We start from the raw sequence: 15,174 nt of genomic DNA on the forward strand, positions 1-15,174 counted from the left end.
ACCCCGAGGACACCTGTGCGACGCCGACTTGCAGCCTTCCTGATCGTTCCGGCCCTGGCGCTGACCGCCTGTGGGGGCGGTGACAAGGAACCGACGGACGGGAAGAGCTCGTCCTCGTCGCCCGACAAGGCGGCGGAGCAGGAGAAGCAGCCCGAGGCGCCCAAGCCGGTGACGGATGCCGCGCCGATGCCGACGGTGAAGGGCGAGGCGGGCAAGCAGCCCCAGCTGACCATCCCGGACAAGGAGCCGAGCGGGAAGTTCGTCGTGAAGACGGTCTCGGAGGGGGACGGCGCCGAGGTCAAGAAGGGCGACCTCGTGATGGCCGGTTACGAGGCCAGGATCTGGAAGGGCGCCCAGTCGCTGGGTGGTTCGTACGGGGAGAAGGCCGCGCCGCCGCAGGTCATCTCGGCGGGTTCGCCGACGGTCATTCCGGCGTTCGCGCAGGGTGTGCTGGGGCAGAAGGTCGGCAGCCGGGTGCTGGTCGTGGCTCCGCCGGCTGCCGCGTGGGGTCCGCAGGGCAAGCCGGAGATGAAGGTCGGTCCGAAGGACAACCTGGTCTTCGTGCTGGACATCCAGAAGATCATCCCCAAGAAGGCGGAGGGGAAGCAGAAGGACATCGCCGCGGACCTGCCGCAGATCCAGGCGGACAAGGAAGAGGCCGCCACGATCACGATTCCGAAGAACGACCCGCCGAAGAAGCTGGTCTCGGACACGCTGATCGAGGGTGACGGCGCGGAGGTGAAGAAGGGCCAGACCGTGTACATGCAGTACAGCGGTGCGGCCTGGAAGCTGAACGAGGGCAAGCCGAAGGCGGAGCTCTTCGACGCCAGTTGGAAGACGGGTTCGCCGTTCGTCACCGCGATCGGTGCGGGTCAGGTCATTCCGGGCTGGGACCAGGGTCTGGTCGGCAAGAAGGTCGGCAGCCGCGTTCTGCTGGTGATCCCGCCGGAGATGGGTTACGGCAAGGAGGCCAAGGGCGAGACCCTGCCGGCCAACTCCACGCTGGTCTTCGTGGTGGACATCCTGGCGGCAATGTAAGACTGTCCCGGTTGTCCCGACAGGTACGAAGTAGGAGCAGAGCAGTGAGCATCGAGAAGCCCGAGATCGACTTTCCCGAGGGTGACGTCCCGAAGGACCTTGAGATCAAGGACATCTGGGAGGGCGACGGCGCCGTTGCCAAGGCCGGCGACTACGTGAAGGTCCACTACGTCGGTGTGGCCTTCTCCACCGGCGAGGAGTTCGACGCCTCGTGGAACCGCGGCAACCCGCTGGAGTTCCAGCTCGGCGCCGGTCAGGTCATCGCGGGCTGGGACCAGGGTGTGCAGGGCATGAAGGTCGGCGGCCGTCGTCGGCTGACCATCCCGTCGCACCTGGCGTACGGCGAGCGTGGCGCGGGCGGCGGTGTGATCGCTCCGGGCGAGACGCTGATCTTCGTCTGCGACCTGGTTTCCGTCTGATCGCGGAGAGTAGCGGCGCGCATCCGCGCGCAGTGGTACGAGGGCCCCTGCCGGACCGGCGGGGGCCCTCTGCTTCTGCCCTCGGCTTTTGCCGCGACACCCCGGGGCGGTACGGTCGACGGTCGTAGCGCCGGGACGGTTCACGGCGCACTTCGGGAGAGAGGGCGTCGATGGCGATTGCCAAGGCCGAGCGTTTGATGAACCTGGCGCTGTGCCTGCTGGGGACCCGGCGCCCGCTCAGCAAGCGTGAGTTGAAGGAGTCCATCGAGGCCTACCTGGAGGCGGGCAACGAGGAGTCCTTCAACCGGATGTTCGAGCGGGACAAGGACGATCTGCGCGAACTGGGTCTGGTCATCGAGACCGTGGAGAACCTGGACGGCGACGTCGGTTATCTGGCCCGCCGGGACAGCAACCGGCTGCCGGCCATCACGCTCGACGCGGAGGAGGCCGCCGCGCTGGGTCTTGCCGCGAAGGTGTGGCAGCAGGCCCGGCTCGCGGGGGCGGCCAGTGGTGCGCTGCAGAAGCTGCGTGCGGCCGGGATGCCGGAGGCGGACGACCCGTACGCGACGCAGCAGCACAGTGCGCTGGAGCCGCGGATTCCGGTGCACGAGGCGGCGTTCGAGCCGTTGATGCTGGCCTGCCGGGACCGCCGTCCTGTCGTGTTCGACTACCGCAAGGCGACCGCGGCCCGTCCGGAGACCCGGCATGTGGAGCCGTGGACGCTGGAGTGCTGGCGCGGTCACTGGTACCTGGCGGGCTGGGACCGCGACCGGGGGGCGGAGCGGGTCTTCAGGCTGTCGCGGATCACGGGCAAGGTGCGCTCGCGGGCGGGGGCCTTCACCGTGGAGGTGCCGGACGTGGTGACCGTACGGGAGACCGTGGAGAGCTGGGCGGGGGAGACCGCGACCCGCAGTGCGCTGATCAGGCTGCGGGCGGGGTCGGGGTATCCGCTGCGTTCGCGGGCGACCGCGGTGCGGGAACTGGGCGACGGGTGGGACGAGTTGGCGATTCCGTACGGGCACGGTCTTGATGCCTGGCTGGTGGAATTCGGCCCGGACGTGGTCGTGCTGGAGCCCGCTGATCTGCGGGCGGACGTCGTGGACCGGCTGCGCGCCGTGGCCAAGGGCTGAGGGCGGGGACTTCTCATGGCGACCAATGCCATCGACCAGACGCGGCGGATGCTGTCGCTGGTGACGTATTTGCGGGAACGGCCCGGGGCGCACGTCGACGACGTGGCGCGGGCCTTCGGCATCACCCAGGACGAGCTGATCTCGGACCTGGACGTGCTGCCGATGTGCGGGACGAGTTTCAGGGGCGGTGACCTGCTCGACATCGACACCGACGGCGAGCGGATCTGGTGGCACAACCCGGACGACGTGGCGGAGCCGCTGCGGCTGGCGGCGGACGAGGCGACGGCGCTGCTGGTGGCCGCGCGGGCGGTGTCCACGCTGCCCGGTCTGCGCGAGGGCGACCGGCAGGCGCTGCTGCGGGCGACGGCGAAGCTGGAGGCGGCGGCCGGTGAGGCGGCCGGTGCGAGCTCGCGGCTTTCGGTGACGTTCGAGTCGGAGGGCGGGGTCTTCGCGGACGTCGACCGGGCGATCTCGGAGCGGCGGCGGCTCTGGCTGCGCTACTACTCGCCGGCCAGGGACGAGCTGACCGAGCGCGAGGTGGACCCGATCCGGCTGTTCGCGGTGGGTCATACGTACGTGGAGGCGTGGTGCCGGCTGTCCGAGGCGCGGCGTACGTTCCGCCTGGACCGGGTCGCGGAGATCAAGCTGCTCGACGAGCCGTCGGCGCCGCCGGAGATCGAGCTGCGGGACCTGTCGGAGGGGCTCGTGCAGCCGGCCGCGGAGGACCCGGAGGTGGTGGTCGAGGTGGGGCCCGGCGGGCGCTGGGTCGCCGAGTACTACCCGCACGACAGTGCCGAGGAACTTGCCGACGGGGGGCTGCGGGTCACGCTGCGCACCCCGGACCCCACCTCGCTGCGGCGGCTCGCGCTGCGTCTCGGCAGGGACGGGCGGATCGTGTCGCCGGTCGGGCTCGCGGTCAGTGCGCGGGAGGCGGCCAGGGACGCCCTCGCGGCGTACGAGTCGGAGCCGGCCGAGGGGCCGGACGGGCTCGCGTAGCAGCTCGCGCAGCAAGGTGTCCCGCGGAGCGGGCGTAAAGAACCACGCGTGGAGAACAAGGCACGAGGAGAGCTGGGGACATGTCTGTGATGTCTGGTTTTGCCGCTCCGGTGGAGGCGGTCTTCTTCAAGGCGGCCTGCCCGGACTGCCGCGCCCGCTTCGAGCTGGACGCGGACGCGCTGCGGCTGGCGATCGGCGGCAGCCGTCGTACCACCTTCTACTCCTTCACCTGCCCGGAGTGCGGGAACGCGGTCCGCAAGCCGGCCGGGGAGCGGATCGTGGAACTCCTCACGCGCGGCGGCGTGCGCACGCTGCGCCTGCACTCCGCGCTCTGACCTCCGCGCTCCGCACACCGATCCGACCCGATCCGACCCCTTAGGCTCTGCCCATGTTCTGGCCCATGCTCGCCATCGCTCTCGGATTCCTCGGACTCGCCGTGCTCGGCGCCCTGGCAATCAGGGTCTTCGTCGAAGTGCGCCGTCTGGGGCGCCAGGTCGCGGAGGCCTCGCAGCGGATCAACGTCGCCGCGGGGGACCTGGAACGGTCGGCGGAAAGCCTGGCGCGGACCGGTGACGCACTGCGGTAGCACCGGGTCCCGCCCCACTCACCGCACTGGTCTCCACCAGTGCCGACAGGGGCGGTACGCTCGAAGTGTGCGGCCCCGATCGAGGCGGCGGGCCGCAACCGGGGGGACGCACAAGCATTGCCCTGCGTTTACCCCCACGGGTTACGATCGCTGCCAGCGCGGCGACCGGACAGGTGTCCGGCCGGTCGGGCAACCAGACTCCGTCGCCTCGGTGAAGAAGGTAAACACAATGGGTAGGCTCGGTCCCACCGAAATCATCCTGATCATTCTGCTCATCGTGCTGCTCTTCGGCGCCAAGAAGCTTCCCGACATGGCGCGTTCGCTGGGCAAGTCCGCCCGCATCCTCAAGAGCGAGGCGAAGGCGATGAAGAAGGACGACTCGGACACCGCCGCTCCTGCGGACCCGCCGGCTCCGGGCACCGCCCAGGACGTGTCGGCGCCCCGCACGATCAAGGCGGCCCCCGGGGACGTGACCAGCTCGCGCCCGGTGACCGAGCCGACCGACACCAAGCGCTGACACCGGCTTCCGCCAGCAGCAAGATCCGGTGCAGCACCTGAACCGGTGACGGCCCGCCGCACGAGATGAGGACGTGGGTTGCTCAAGTCTGCCCGCAAGCAGGAGAAGGACCCCGAGGGGCGGATGCCCCTCATCGAGCACCTGCGTGAGCTCCGCAACCGGCTCGCCAAGGGCGTGCTCGCGATCCTGGCGGTCACCATCGTGGCCCTGGTCTACAGCCAGGACCTGATGCAGTTCATCACCCAGTCCGTGCCCAAGTGCGGTCCTGGCCAGACGAGCGACGGCGGCAACTGCGCCATCGTCTCGTTCAACACGCTGATGGCACCCTTCAGCGTCACCATCCAGCTCAGCCTCACCGCCGGTCTGGTGGTCTCCAGCCCGATCTGGCTGTACCAGCTGTGGGCCTTCGTCGCCCCGGGCCTGCACCGCAACGAGAAGAAGTACACGTACGCCTTCGTCGGCGCAGCCGTGCCGCTCTTCGCGATGGGCGCCTACCTCGCGTACATGATCCTTCCCGTCAGCGTGAAGGTGCTGATCAGCCTCACGCCGGAAGGCTCCGCGAACATCCTCTCGCTCGGTGACGTCCTCGACTTCACCCTGCGCATGGTGCTGGTCTTCGGCCTGGCCTTCGAACTCCCGCTGGTGCTGGTGATGCTCAACCTCACCGGCGTGCTCAGCGGCAAGACGATGGTCAAGTGGTGGCGCGGCGTCATCATGGGCGTCTTCGTCTTCGGTGCGGTGATCACCCCGACGACCGACCCGGTCGGCATGCTCGCCCTCTCCGGACCGATCGTCGTCCTCTACTTCCTCGCCGTCGGCTTCTCGCTGCTGAACGACAAGCGGCGCCGGCGCAACAACCCGGACGCAGCTCTCGACGACGACGAGGCGTCCGACCTCGACCTGACGCCCGAGCCCCTGGGCCACGAGGTCGAACCGGTCTCCGCCGCCCGGATGCTGCCGGAGCAGTCCGGCACCAAGGGCCCGAAGCAGCTGAACGGCTACGACGACATCACCTGATCTTGTAGGGTCCCCCCGGACGACGTCTGGGGGGACCTTTCTGTGGCCAGCTCGGTGAGCGGTTCCACGAGCGGTGAGATCACGCTGTTCGTCAATCCCACCGCGGGCCGCGGCCGGGGCGCGCAGGCCGCGCAGCCGGCCGCTGCCGCGTTGCGGGAGGCCGGTTTCTCCGTGCGTACGGTGCTGGGCATCGACGCCGACGACGCGCTGCGGCGGGCGCGCGAGGCCGTCGCCGCCGGGACCGGGGCGTTGGTCGCCGTCGGCGGCGACGGCATGGTCAACCTCGCGCTGCAGGCCGTCGCGGGCACCGCCGTCCCGCTCGGGGTGGTCGCCGTGGGCACCGGGAACGACTTCGCGCGGGCGCTCGGCCTTCCGGTACGGGACCCGTGGGCGGCCGCCCGCCGGGCGGCCGGGGCGCTGCTGGCCGGCCGGGCCCGGGAGATCGACCTGGGGCGGACCGGCGGCCGGTGGTTCGGCGGGGTGCTGGCCTCCGGGTTCGACTCGCGGGTCAACGACCGCGGCAACCGGATGCGGCTGCCCGCCGGACGCTTCAAGTACGACCTGGCGATCCTCGCCGAACTCGCGTCCTTCCGGCCGACCCCGTACCGGATGCGCCTCGACGACGGGCCCGTGCGGGAGATCGCCGCCACGCTCGTCGCCGTCGGCAACGGGACGTCGTACGGCGGCGGCATGCGGATCTGTGCGGGCGCCCGCTTAGACGACGGCCTGTTCGACGTGACGGTGGTCGGCGACTGCTCCCGTACGACCCTCGTCCGGGTCTTCCCGAAGGTGTACCGGGGGACGCATCTGGGCCACCCCGCCATCAGCACCCACCGGGCGAAGAAGATCGAGCTGTCGGCGGCGGGGATCACCGCGTACGCCGACGGGGAGCCGCTCGGGGCGCTGCCGCTGACCGCGCAGTGCGTGCCGGGGGCCGTGCGGGTGCTGCTGCAGGACGCGCCGGGCCGGTGACGGGGGCCGGGCCGGGCCGCACGGAAACCCCGGTCCACCCCGGTCCCGGCGCCCCGCGAGAGCCGGGTCCCGCGGCCGGATTCCAAGGGTGAATAAAGATCGGGCTGAGTGTCAGAGGTGGCGGGTAGGCTCGAAGACAAGATGACAGAGGACCTCTCACCAGCCGAGCGATACGCCGCCTCCCGGATCCGCGCCGCCGAGGAGGCCACCGCGCTCGCCCCCTTCCGCGCCATGTACGAATTCGACCTGGACCCGTTCCAGATCGAGGCCTGCCAGGCGCTGGAGGCGGGCAAGGGCGTACTGGTCGCGGCACCCACCGGCTCGGGCAAGACGATCGTCGGCGAATTCGCCGTGCACCTCGCCCTCACGCAGGGCGGCAAATGCTTCTACACCACGCCCATCAAGGCGCTGTCCAACCAGAAGTACCAGGACCTCGTGAAGCGCTACGGCGCGGACAAGGTCGGGCTGCTGACGGGTGACAACAGCGTCAACGCGGACGCGCCCGTGGTCGTCATGACCACCGAGGTGCTGCGCAACATGCTCTACGCGGGCTCGCAGTCCCTGCTCGGCCTCGCCTATGTGGTCATGGACGAGGTGCACTACCTCTCCGACCGCTTCCGCGGAGCAGTGTGGGAGGAGGTGATCATTCACCTGCCCGAGTCGGTGACCCTGGTGTCGCTGTCGGCGACCGTGTCCAACGCGGAGGAGTTCGGCGACTGGCTCGACACGGTGCGCGGCGACACCGCCGTCATCGTCTCCGAGCACCGCCCCGTCCCCCTGTGGCAGCACGTGCTGGCCGGGCGGAAGATGTACGACCTCTTCGAGGAGTCCGACGACGGCCGCGGCGGGCGCCGCGAGGTCAACCCGGACCTGCTGCGCATGGCCCGCATGGAGAACCAGAAGACGTACAATCCGCGCGACCGGCGCAAGGGCAAGATGGTCCGCGAGGCCGACCGGGAGCGCGAGCGCCGCTCCCGCACCCGGATCTGGACGCCGAGCCGGGCCGAGGTCATCGAGCGGCTCGACTCCGCAGGGCTGCTGCCCGCGATCACGTTCATCTTCAGCCGGGCCGGCTGCGAGGCCGCCGTCCAGCAGTGCCTGTACGCGGGGCTGCGGCTCAACGACGAGGACGCCCGGCAGCGGGTCCGCGAGATCGTCGAGGAGCGGACCGCCGCGATCCCGGGCGAGGACCTCCACGTCCTCGGCTACTACGAGTGGCTGGAAGGCCTGGAGCGGGGCATCGCCGCGCACCACGCGGGCATGCTGCCGACCTTCAAGGAGGTCGTGGAGGAGCTGTTCGTACGCGGCCTGGTGAAGGCCGTCTTCGCGACGGAGACCCTGGCACTGGGCATCAACATGCCCGCCAGGTCCGTGGTGCTGGAGAAGCTCGTCAAGTGGAACGGCGAGCAGCACGCCGACATCACCCCCGGCGAGTACACCCAGCTCACCGGGCGGGCCGGGCGGCGCGGCATCGACGTCGAGGGACACGCGGCGGTGCTCTGGCAGCGCGGCATGGACCCGGGCGCGCTCGCGGGCCTCGCCGGCACGCGCACGTATCCGCTGCGCTCCAGCTTCAAGCCGTCGTACAACATGGCGGTCAACCTGGTCCAGCAGTTCGGCAGGCACCGCTCGCGCGAGCTCCTGGAGACCTCCTTCGCGCAGTTCCAGGCGGACAAGTCGGTCGTCGGCATCTCCAAGCAGGTCCAGCGGAACGAGGAGGGTCTTGAGGGCTACGAGCAGGGCATGACCTGCCACCTCGGGGACTTCGCCCAGTACGCGGCGCTGCGCCGTGAGCTCAAGGACCGGGAGACCGACCTGGCCAAGCAGGGCGCGGCCCAGCGGCGGGCGGCTGCGGCAGGCTCGCTGGAGAAGCTCAAGATCGGTGACGTCATCCACGTGCCGACGGGGAAGTTCGCGGGCCTGGCACTGGTGCTGGACCCGGGAGTTCCGGCGGGCCGCACCAACGGGCACCGCGGGTTCGAGCAGCACGACGGGCCGCGGCCCCTGGTGCTGACCGCCGAGCGGCAGGTCAAGCGGCTCGCGGGCATCGACTTCCCGGTGCCGGTGGAGGCGCTGGACCGGATGCGGATCCCGAAGTCCTTCAACCCGCGCTCTCCGCAGTCGCGGCGCGACCTCGCGTCCCAACTGCGTTCCAAGGCCGGGCACATCGCGCCCGAGCGGCACCGCAAGGGGCGGGCTGAGGCGGCCGACGACCGGGAGATCGCCCGGCTGCGGGCCGCACTGCGCGCGCACCCGTGCCACGGCTGCGACGAGCGCGAGGACCACGCCCGCTGGGCGGAGCGGTACTACCGGCTGCAGCGCGACACCCGGCAGCTGGAGCAGCGGATCGAGGGGCGGACCAACACCATCGCCCGTACCTTCGACCGGATCTACGCCCTGCTGACCGAGCTGGACTACCTGCGCGGCGACGAGGCCACCGAGCACGGCAAGCGGCTGGCGCGCCTGTACGGCGAGCTGGATCTGCTGGCCTCGGAGTGCTTGCGCGAGGGCGTCTGGGAGGGCCTTGGCCCGGCCGAACTGGCCGCGTGCGTCTCGGCGTTGGTCTACGAGGCGCGCCAGTCCGACGACGCGGTGGCGCCGAAGGTGCCCGGGGGTGCGGCGAAGGAGGCGCTCGGCGAGATGGTGCGGATCTGGGGCCGGCTCGACGCCCTGGAGGAGGACCACAGGATCAACCAGGCGGAGGGCGTCGGCCAGCGCGAGCCCGACCTCGGATTCGCCTGGGCGGTCCACCTGTGGGCCTCCGGCAGGAACCTCGACGAGGTGCTGCGCGAGGCGGAGATGCCGGCCGGTGACTTCGTGCGCTGGTGCAAGCAGGTGATCGACGTGCTGGGGCAGGTCGCCGCCGCGGCACCGAGGGAGGACAGCACGGTCGCCAAGAACGCCCGGAAGGCCGTGGACGCGGTGCGGCGGGGAGTGGTGGCGTACAGCTCGGTGGGATAGCCCGCTGATGCGCTGGGCCCCGGTCGGACTCTGATCCGGCCGGGGCCTTCGTCATGCTGCCCAGCCGTCGGGGTCCGCCCAGGCCCGGAGGGTGCGGCGGCTCTCGAAGCGGCGGTGGGCGCCGGTGAGGGGATCGGTGAACTCCAGGGTGCGGGCGAGGAGTTGGAGCGGGCGGGAGAAGTCGTCCGGGGCCGGGTCCGTGAGGTGCGGGAAGTACGGGTCGCCGAGGATGGGGAGGCCGACGGCGTTCATGTGGACGCGCAGCTGGTGGGTGCGGCCGGTGCGGGGGGTGAGGCGGTAGCGGGCCAGGTCCGCCCGGTGTTCGGCCAGTTCGATGCGGCTCTCGCTGTTGGGCTCGCCGGGGACCTCGCGGGCGGCGACGATGCCGGGGACCTTCTCGATCCGGCTGCGGACCGTGCGGGGGAGGGCGAGGTCCGGGTCGTACGGGGCCAACGCCTCGTACTCCTTGCGGACCTGGCGGTCCCGGAAGAGGTTCTGGTACGCGCCCCTGGCGGACGGGTCGACGACGAAGAGCACCAGGCCCGCGGTCAGCCGGTCCAGGCGGTGCGCCGGGCTCAGGGCGGGGATGCCGAGGTCGTGGCGGAGGCGGGCGAGCGCGGTCTGGGTGATGTGGCTGCCGCGCGGGGTGGTGGCCAGGAAGTGCGGCTTGTCCGCGACCAGGATGCGGTCGTCGCGGTGGACCACCTGGAGGGCGAAGGGGACCGGGGGCTCCGCGGGGAGGTCGCGGTGGAACCAGATGTCGAGACCCGGGGTGTAGGGGGCGTCCGGGGCGAGGGGGGTGCCGTCGGCGGTGACGAACGCGCCGGTGCGGAGCATGCGGTCGACGGTGCCGGGGCCGGCGGCGGAGAGGGTGGCGAGGAGGTGGGAGCGGGCGCTGGGCGGGCAGCCTGTGCCTGCCGTGCCTGCTGTGCCTGCCGTGCCTGTCGTGCCTGCTGTGCCTGCCGTCCCGGCGGGCGGGAACTTCAGGTGGACGGGGTCGATGCCGAGGCGCTGGGGAAGCGGGGACGGGGTGGGCCTGCGGCGGCGGGGTCTTCGGTTCATGTCGGGACAAGGGTACGGAGGGGCGGACCGCTGTGCGGTCGGCGGCAGTGCCCGAAGCGCACGGGGGCGCGCCCCCGAGGGGAAACTCGGGGGCGCGCCCAAGGCGTCGCGGACGGCCGCGGACGACCGCGGACGACCGTGCCGGCGGACGAGCCTGCGTCCGGGTCCTTCGCCCGGGTGCCGTCAGGCCTTCGGCATCAGGACGGTGTCGACGATGTAGACCGTCGCGTTGGCGGTCGGGACGTTGCCGCAGACCACCTTCGACGCGTCGTTGACCTCGTACGCCTCGCCGGATCCCGAGGTGGTGAGGGTGGACTTCTGGAGGGTCGGGTAGGTGCCGCTCTCCAGCTGCTTCGGGGTCAGCTTCTGGCCGACCACGTGGTAGGTGAGGATGCTGGTCAGCTTGGCCTTGTCGGCGAGCACCGCGTCCAGGTCGGCCTTCGGGAGCTTGGCGAAGGCGTCGTTGGTGGGCGCGAACACCGTGATGTTCTGGGCGTTGTTGAGGGTGTCGACCAGGCCTGCCTTCTTGACCGCGGTCACCAGGGTGGAGAGGGCCGGGTTGTTGGACGCGGCGGTGGCCACCGGGTCCTTGGCCATGCCGTCGAAGCTGCCCTTGCCCTCCTTCGGGACACCGGCACAGCCCGGGCCGAACGGGCCGGAAGCCGGGGCCGTGTCGGAGGGGGCCGCGCCCGTGCTCGCCTCCTGCGAGGGCGAGGACTTGGCGGCGGCGTCCGTGGACTTGCCGTCGTCCGAGCAGCCGGTGAGAGCCAGCGGGACGACGGCCGCCGCGGCGACGGCGAGGGCGGCACGACGGGCGAGGGTACGGGTGGTGCTCATGACGTTCTCCTTGGACAGTGCGCGGGAATTGGGGTGGGGGGATGGTGCGTTCGGGGTCAGGTCACGGAGACCACCACCGAATGGAGGCCGGTCGCGCCGTCGGGGACCGTTCCGACGCGGCGTTCGGTCTGGGTGTCGCCCTCGCGGTCCGTCGCGCGGACTTCGAGGGTGTGGCTCCCGGCGGCGGCCCGCCACGGCCACCGCCACTGCCGCCAGGTGTCGCGGCTGGTCTCGGCGGCCAGCTCGGCGTCCTGCCACGGGCCGCCGTCGACGCGCACTTCCACCCGGGCGATGCCCCGGTGCTGCGCCCAGGCGACCCCGGCGACCGTCACCTCGCCCGCCTTCGGCGACGCGAAGGGGCGCGGGGTGTCGATGCGCGACTGCGTCTTGACCGGCGCCTCGCGGGCCCAGTCGCGGCGCACCCAGTACGCGTCGAAGTCGTCGAACGAGGTCAGTTCGAGGCCCTGGATCCACTTGCACGCCGATACATAGCCGTACAGGCCGGGGACGAGCATGCGGACCGGGAAGCCGTGGTCGAAGGGGAGCGGCTCCCCGTTCATCCCCACGGCGAGGAGGGCGTCGCGGCCGTCCAGGACCGTCTCGACGGGCGAGCCGAGCGTCATGCCGTCGACGGAGCGCGCCACGAGCTGGTCGGCGGGGCCGCCGCCGCTGGGCGGCCGTACGCCCGCTTCGCGGAGCAGGTCCGCCAGCCGTACGCCGATCCACCGCGCGTTGCCCACGTAGGGGCCGCCGACCTGGTTGGACACGCAGGTCAGGGTGATGTCGCGCTCGATCAGCGGGCGCCTGAGCAGGTCCTCGTACGAGAGGGTCAGCGGGCGGGACACGCCCTTGCCGCGGATCGTCAGGCGCCAGCGGGTGGCGTCCACGCGGGGCACGACGAGGGCGGTGTCGACGCGGTAGAAGTCCCGGTTGGGGGTGGTCAGCGGGCCCAGGCCGGGCACGCGCAGCTCGGCGCCTGAAGGCACAGGGCGGGCCCGCTCGGCCGGTGCGGGAATCGCGATCCGGGAGCGTGCGGCGGCGGCGTCGGCCTGCCGCCCGGAGTTCAGCCGACGGCCGAGCAGCCCGGCACCGGCGGACGCGGCGGCAACGGCGGACGCGGCGATCACGAAGGCACGGCGGTCGAAGGCGGGGCGGTCAAGAGCGCGGCGGTCGGGGGCGGGGGTGCGGGGCGTGACGGCGGGCGTCGCGTCCGTGTTGTTCGGGGCCTCGCCGTCCGCGTGCGCGGTGTCCGTGCGGGCACCGTCGCTCCCGACGGGCCCCGGGACCATGTTCCGGGGGAGGTCCGGGCGGTGCGGCCCCGAGGCCACGGGACCGTCGTCCGGCGAGTCTTCCGTACGGGCGGAGGCAGGTCCCGCAGCGCCCCGCCTCCGCCCGTCGGGGGCGGCCGGGGAAGCCGCATCCGGCGGGCCCCCGGCCTGGTCGGGGCCGGCCGGGCCGGAACGGGAGCCCACATTCCCCTTGTCGGAGTCCGGCCAGGACCCGGGCGCCCCGGCCGTCTCCTCAGCCGCGGGAGACGGCCGGGGGCCCAGTTTTGAGGTGAGGAGAAACAGCACCGCGCAGCCCGTCAGACCGCCGATCAGCGAGGGCAGTGCGTCCGGGGGCCGTCCGTCGGGGCGTTCCAGGGCCGCCCACGCGCCGAGCGCGCCGAAGGCGAGGACCAGGAGCACCCCGGTGCGGCGGTACCGGGCGGACAGCAGGCCCACCGTCACCGCGAACAGGGCCAGCAGCGTCAGGATGCCGAGCTGGAGGACCAGCTTGTCGGCGGTGCCGAAGGTGCGGACCGCGAAGTCCTTCACCGCGGCGGGCGTGCGGTCCACGACCGCGCCGCCCACGGCGGCCACCGGGCCAGCCTCGGGGCGTACCGCCGCTGCCGCCAGTTCCGCGGCGCACAGCGCCGCGAATCCGGCGACCAGACCGCCGGCCGCGCTTGCGAAGGTGCGTTGTTTTCCGCTCACGCAAGTGATTCGCAGCGGGGTACGGGGGCGGATTGGTCCTGCGGACCGGTTCCTTCTTCCGGGGCATCGACCAATCCACCGGGCCCACGGTTCCGAAGAAGTAGGGGGAGTCTTCGCCGAGGTCCGACACGCTGACGGGCCACGCCGCCGCCACCTGTTGCGGACGGGCCCTGTCGAAGGGTCAACTGGCCGATGTGAAGAAGGAGTTGGGTGTCCTCGCCGGTCTGTCCCGCCGACGGGCACCCTCGCCTGCGGCCGCCGTGCGGCCATGTCCCTGTCATCAACCCCAGGAGGGTGTCGAATGAGCGTGTCCCTGCCCCCGACGGGCCGTCCCGTGACGGCCCGTTCCGCGACGGCCGGTCCCGCGACGGCCGGTCCCGCGACGGCCGTGTCCCCGGAGACCGTGCCCGCCGCTGCCTTCCGCGTGGACGCGGGCCGCTGGCCCGATGTGGCCCGGCTGCCGAAGGCGTCCGCGGTGCGCACCGCCGCCGCCCGGCTGATCGTGCGGCGCGCGCTGGCCGGGCTGCCGCTGACCGTGAGGTTCCGGGACGGTACGACGCTGGGGCGCGGCGGCCCCGTCATGCGGGTGTACGCGCCCGGCGCCCTGTACCGGCGGGTCGGCGCGGGCGGACTGATCGGCTTCGGCGAGTCCTACATGGCCGGGGAGTGGGTGGCGGAGGACCTCGTCGGCGTACTGACCGTACTCGCCGACCACGCGGCGGCCCTGGTGCCGCGCCCCCTTCAACGGCTGCGCGGGGTCTGGGCGTTGAAGCAGCCCGCCGCCCGCCGCAACACCCCCGAGGGGTCGCGCGACAACATCAGCCACCACTACGACCTGTCCAACGACCTCTTCGCCCTCTTCCTCGACGAGACCCTCACCTACTCGTCCGCCGTCTTCCCCGCCCTCCCGGCGACGCACGAACTCCTGCCCGCCGCCCAGCGCCGCAAGATCGACCGGCTGCTCGACCTCGCGGATGTCGGCGCGGGCAGCGAGGTGCTCGAAATAGGCACCGGCTGGGGCGAGTTGGCGATCCGGGCGGCCCGGCGCGGGGCCCGCGTCACCACCGTCACCCTCTCGACCGAGCAGCGGGAGCTGGCGATGCGGCGCATCGCGGAGGCGGGATTCGAGGACCGGGTGACGGTTCTGCTGCGCGACTACCGCCGGGTGAGCGGGAGTTACGACGCCGTGGTCAGCGTCGAGATGATCGAGGCGGTGGGGGAGGAGTTCTGGCCCGAGTACTTCGCCACCCTGGAGCGGCTCCTCGCCCCCGGCGGCAAGGTCGCCCTCCAGGCCATCACCATGCCGCACGACAGGCTGCTGGCCAGCCGGAACACGTACACCTGGATCCAGAAGTACGTCTTCCCCGGCGGGCTGATCCCCTCGGTGGACGCCATCGAGCAGATCACCGCCGCGCGCACCGGGCTGCGGGTGACCCGCTCGGACGGCTTCGGCGCGCACTACGCGGAGACCCTGCGGCTGTGGCGCGAGCGCTTCGAGGGGCGGGCGGGCCAGGTGGACGCACTCGGCTTCGACCTGACGTTCCGCCGGCTGTGGTCCTTCTACCTGGCGTACTCGGAGGCGGGATTCCGGTCCGGGTACCTCGATGTGCGGCAGCTGCTGCTGACGGCGGGAGAGGGGCCCCGGGGAACCCGGTGAAGGGGG

General features: G+C 71.9%; 14 protein-coding genes. 11 read left to right on the forward strand and 3 right to left on the reverse strand.

Going from position 1 to position 15,174, the window contains the following annotated elements:
- Window positions 1-15 precede the first annotated feature (15 nt).
- The 10 genes from ACH4SP_RS32205 (at window position 16) to ACH4SP_RS32250 (ending at window position 9,636) form a co-directional block, all read left to right on the forward strand.
- Entirely contained in the window at window positions 16-1,038 is a 1,023-nt protein-coding gene (locus tag ACH4SP_RS32205) for an FKBP-type peptidyl-prolyl cis-trans isomerase (RefSeq protein WP_398420105.1), read from the forward strand.
- Between the two features lie 44 nt (window positions 1,039-1,082).
- Window positions 1,083-1,457, forward strand: coding sequence for an FKBP-type peptidyl-prolyl cis-trans isomerase (locus ACH4SP_RS32210; RefSeq protein WP_398420107.1), 375 nt, complete (start codon window positions 1,083-1,085; stop codon window positions 1,455-1,457).
- Between the two features lie 170 nt (window positions 1,458-1,627).
- Window positions 1,628-2,587 (forward strand): helix-turn-helix transcriptional regulator, encoded by a 960-nt coding sequence (locus ACH4SP_RS32215; protein WP_398420109.1) that lies wholly within the window; start codon window positions 1,628-1,630, stop codon window positions 2,585-2,587.
- A gap of 15 nt (window positions 2,588-2,602) precedes the next feature.
- Window positions 2,603-3,583, forward strand: a complete 981-nt coding sequence (locus ACH4SP_RS32220) for a helix-turn-helix transcriptional regulator (RefSeq protein ID WP_398420110.1) — start codon at window positions 2,603-2,605, stop codon at window positions 3,581-3,583.
- Window positions 3,584-3,663: 80 nt separating this feature from the next.
- Window positions 3,664-3,918, forward strand: coding sequence for a hypothetical protein (locus ACH4SP_RS32225; RefSeq protein WP_398420112.1), 255 nt, complete (start codon window positions 3,664-3,666; stop codon window positions 3,916-3,918).
- 53 nt (window positions 3,919-3,971) lie between these two features.
- Window positions 3,972-4,169: a hypothetical protein gene (locus tag ACH4SP_RS32230; RefSeq protein WP_398420114.1), complete on the forward strand. Its 198-nt coding sequence runs from the start codon at window positions 3,972-3,974 to the stop codon at window positions 4,167-4,169.
- Window positions 4,170-4,398: 229 nt separating this feature from the next.
- Complete coding sequence (tatA, locus tag ACH4SP_RS32235) at window positions 4,399-4,686, forward strand: Sec-independent protein translocase subunit TatA (RefSeq protein ID WP_398420116.1); 288 nt, start codon at window positions 4,399-4,401, stop codon at window positions 4,684-4,686.
- Window positions 4,687-4,809: 123 nt separating this feature from the next.
- The gene (tatC, locus tag ACH4SP_RS32240; RefSeq protein WP_398420308.1) at window positions 4,810-5,703 is read left to right on the forward strand and encodes a twin-arginine translocase subunit TatC; all 894 of its coding nucleotides are present in this window, start codon (window positions 4,810-4,812) and stop codon (window positions 5,701-5,703) included.
- 42 nt (window positions 5,704-5,745) lie between these two features.
- Entirely contained in the window at window positions 5,746-6,675 is a 930-nt protein-coding gene (locus ACH4SP_RS32245) for a diacylglycerol kinase (protein WP_398420117.1), read from the forward strand.
- Window positions 6,676-6,816: 141 nt separating this feature from the next.
- Window positions 6,817-9,636 (forward strand): DEAD/DEAH box helicase, encoded by a 2,820-nt coding sequence (locus ACH4SP_RS32250; protein ID WP_398420119.1) that lies wholly within the window; start codon window positions 6,817-6,819, stop codon window positions 9,634-9,636.
- 51 nt (window positions 9,637-9,687) lie between these two features.
- Here the strand turns inward: ACH4SP_RS32250 and ACH4SP_RS32255 are convergent, their stop codons facing one another.
- The 3 genes from ACH4SP_RS32255 to ACH4SP_RS32265 all read right to left on the reverse strand — a co-directional run bounded on the left by ACH4SP_RS32255 (window position 9,688) and on the right by ACH4SP_RS32265 (window position 13,511).
- The gene (locus ACH4SP_RS32255) at window positions 9,688-10,698 is read right to left on the reverse strand and encodes an RluA family pseudouridine synthase (RefSeq protein ID WP_398420121.1); all 1,011 of its coding nucleotides are present in this window, start codon (window positions 10,696-10,698) and stop codon (window positions 9,688-9,690) included.
- A 183-nt stretch (window positions 10,699-10,881) separates the two neighbouring features.
- Complete coding sequence (locus tag ACH4SP_RS32260) at window positions 10,882-11,535, reverse strand: fasciclin domain-containing protein (RefSeq protein WP_398420123.1); 654 nt, start codon at window positions 11,533-11,535, stop codon at window positions 10,882-10,884.
- A gap of 56 nt (window positions 11,536-11,591) precedes the next feature.
- Window positions 11,592-13,511, reverse strand: coding sequence for a molybdopterin-dependent oxidoreductase (locus ACH4SP_RS32265; protein ID WP_398420125.1), 1,920 nt, complete (start codon window positions 13,509-13,511; stop codon window positions 11,592-11,594).
- Between the two features lie 301 nt (window positions 13,512-13,812).
- Here ACH4SP_RS32265 and ACH4SP_RS32270 point away from each other — a divergent pair, with 301 nt between their 5' ends.
- Window positions 13,813-15,168, forward strand: coding sequence for a class I SAM-dependent methyltransferase (locus ACH4SP_RS32270; protein ID WP_398420127.1), 1,356 nt, complete (start codon window positions 13,813-13,815; stop codon window positions 15,166-15,168).
- Window positions 15,169-15,174: the final 6 nt, after the last annotated feature.

The sequence above is a fragment of the Streptomyces sp. NPDC021093 genome (assembly GCF_044333135.1).
Classification (GTDB): Bacteria; Actinomycetota; Actinomycetes; order Streptomycetales; family Streptomycetaceae; genus Streptomyces.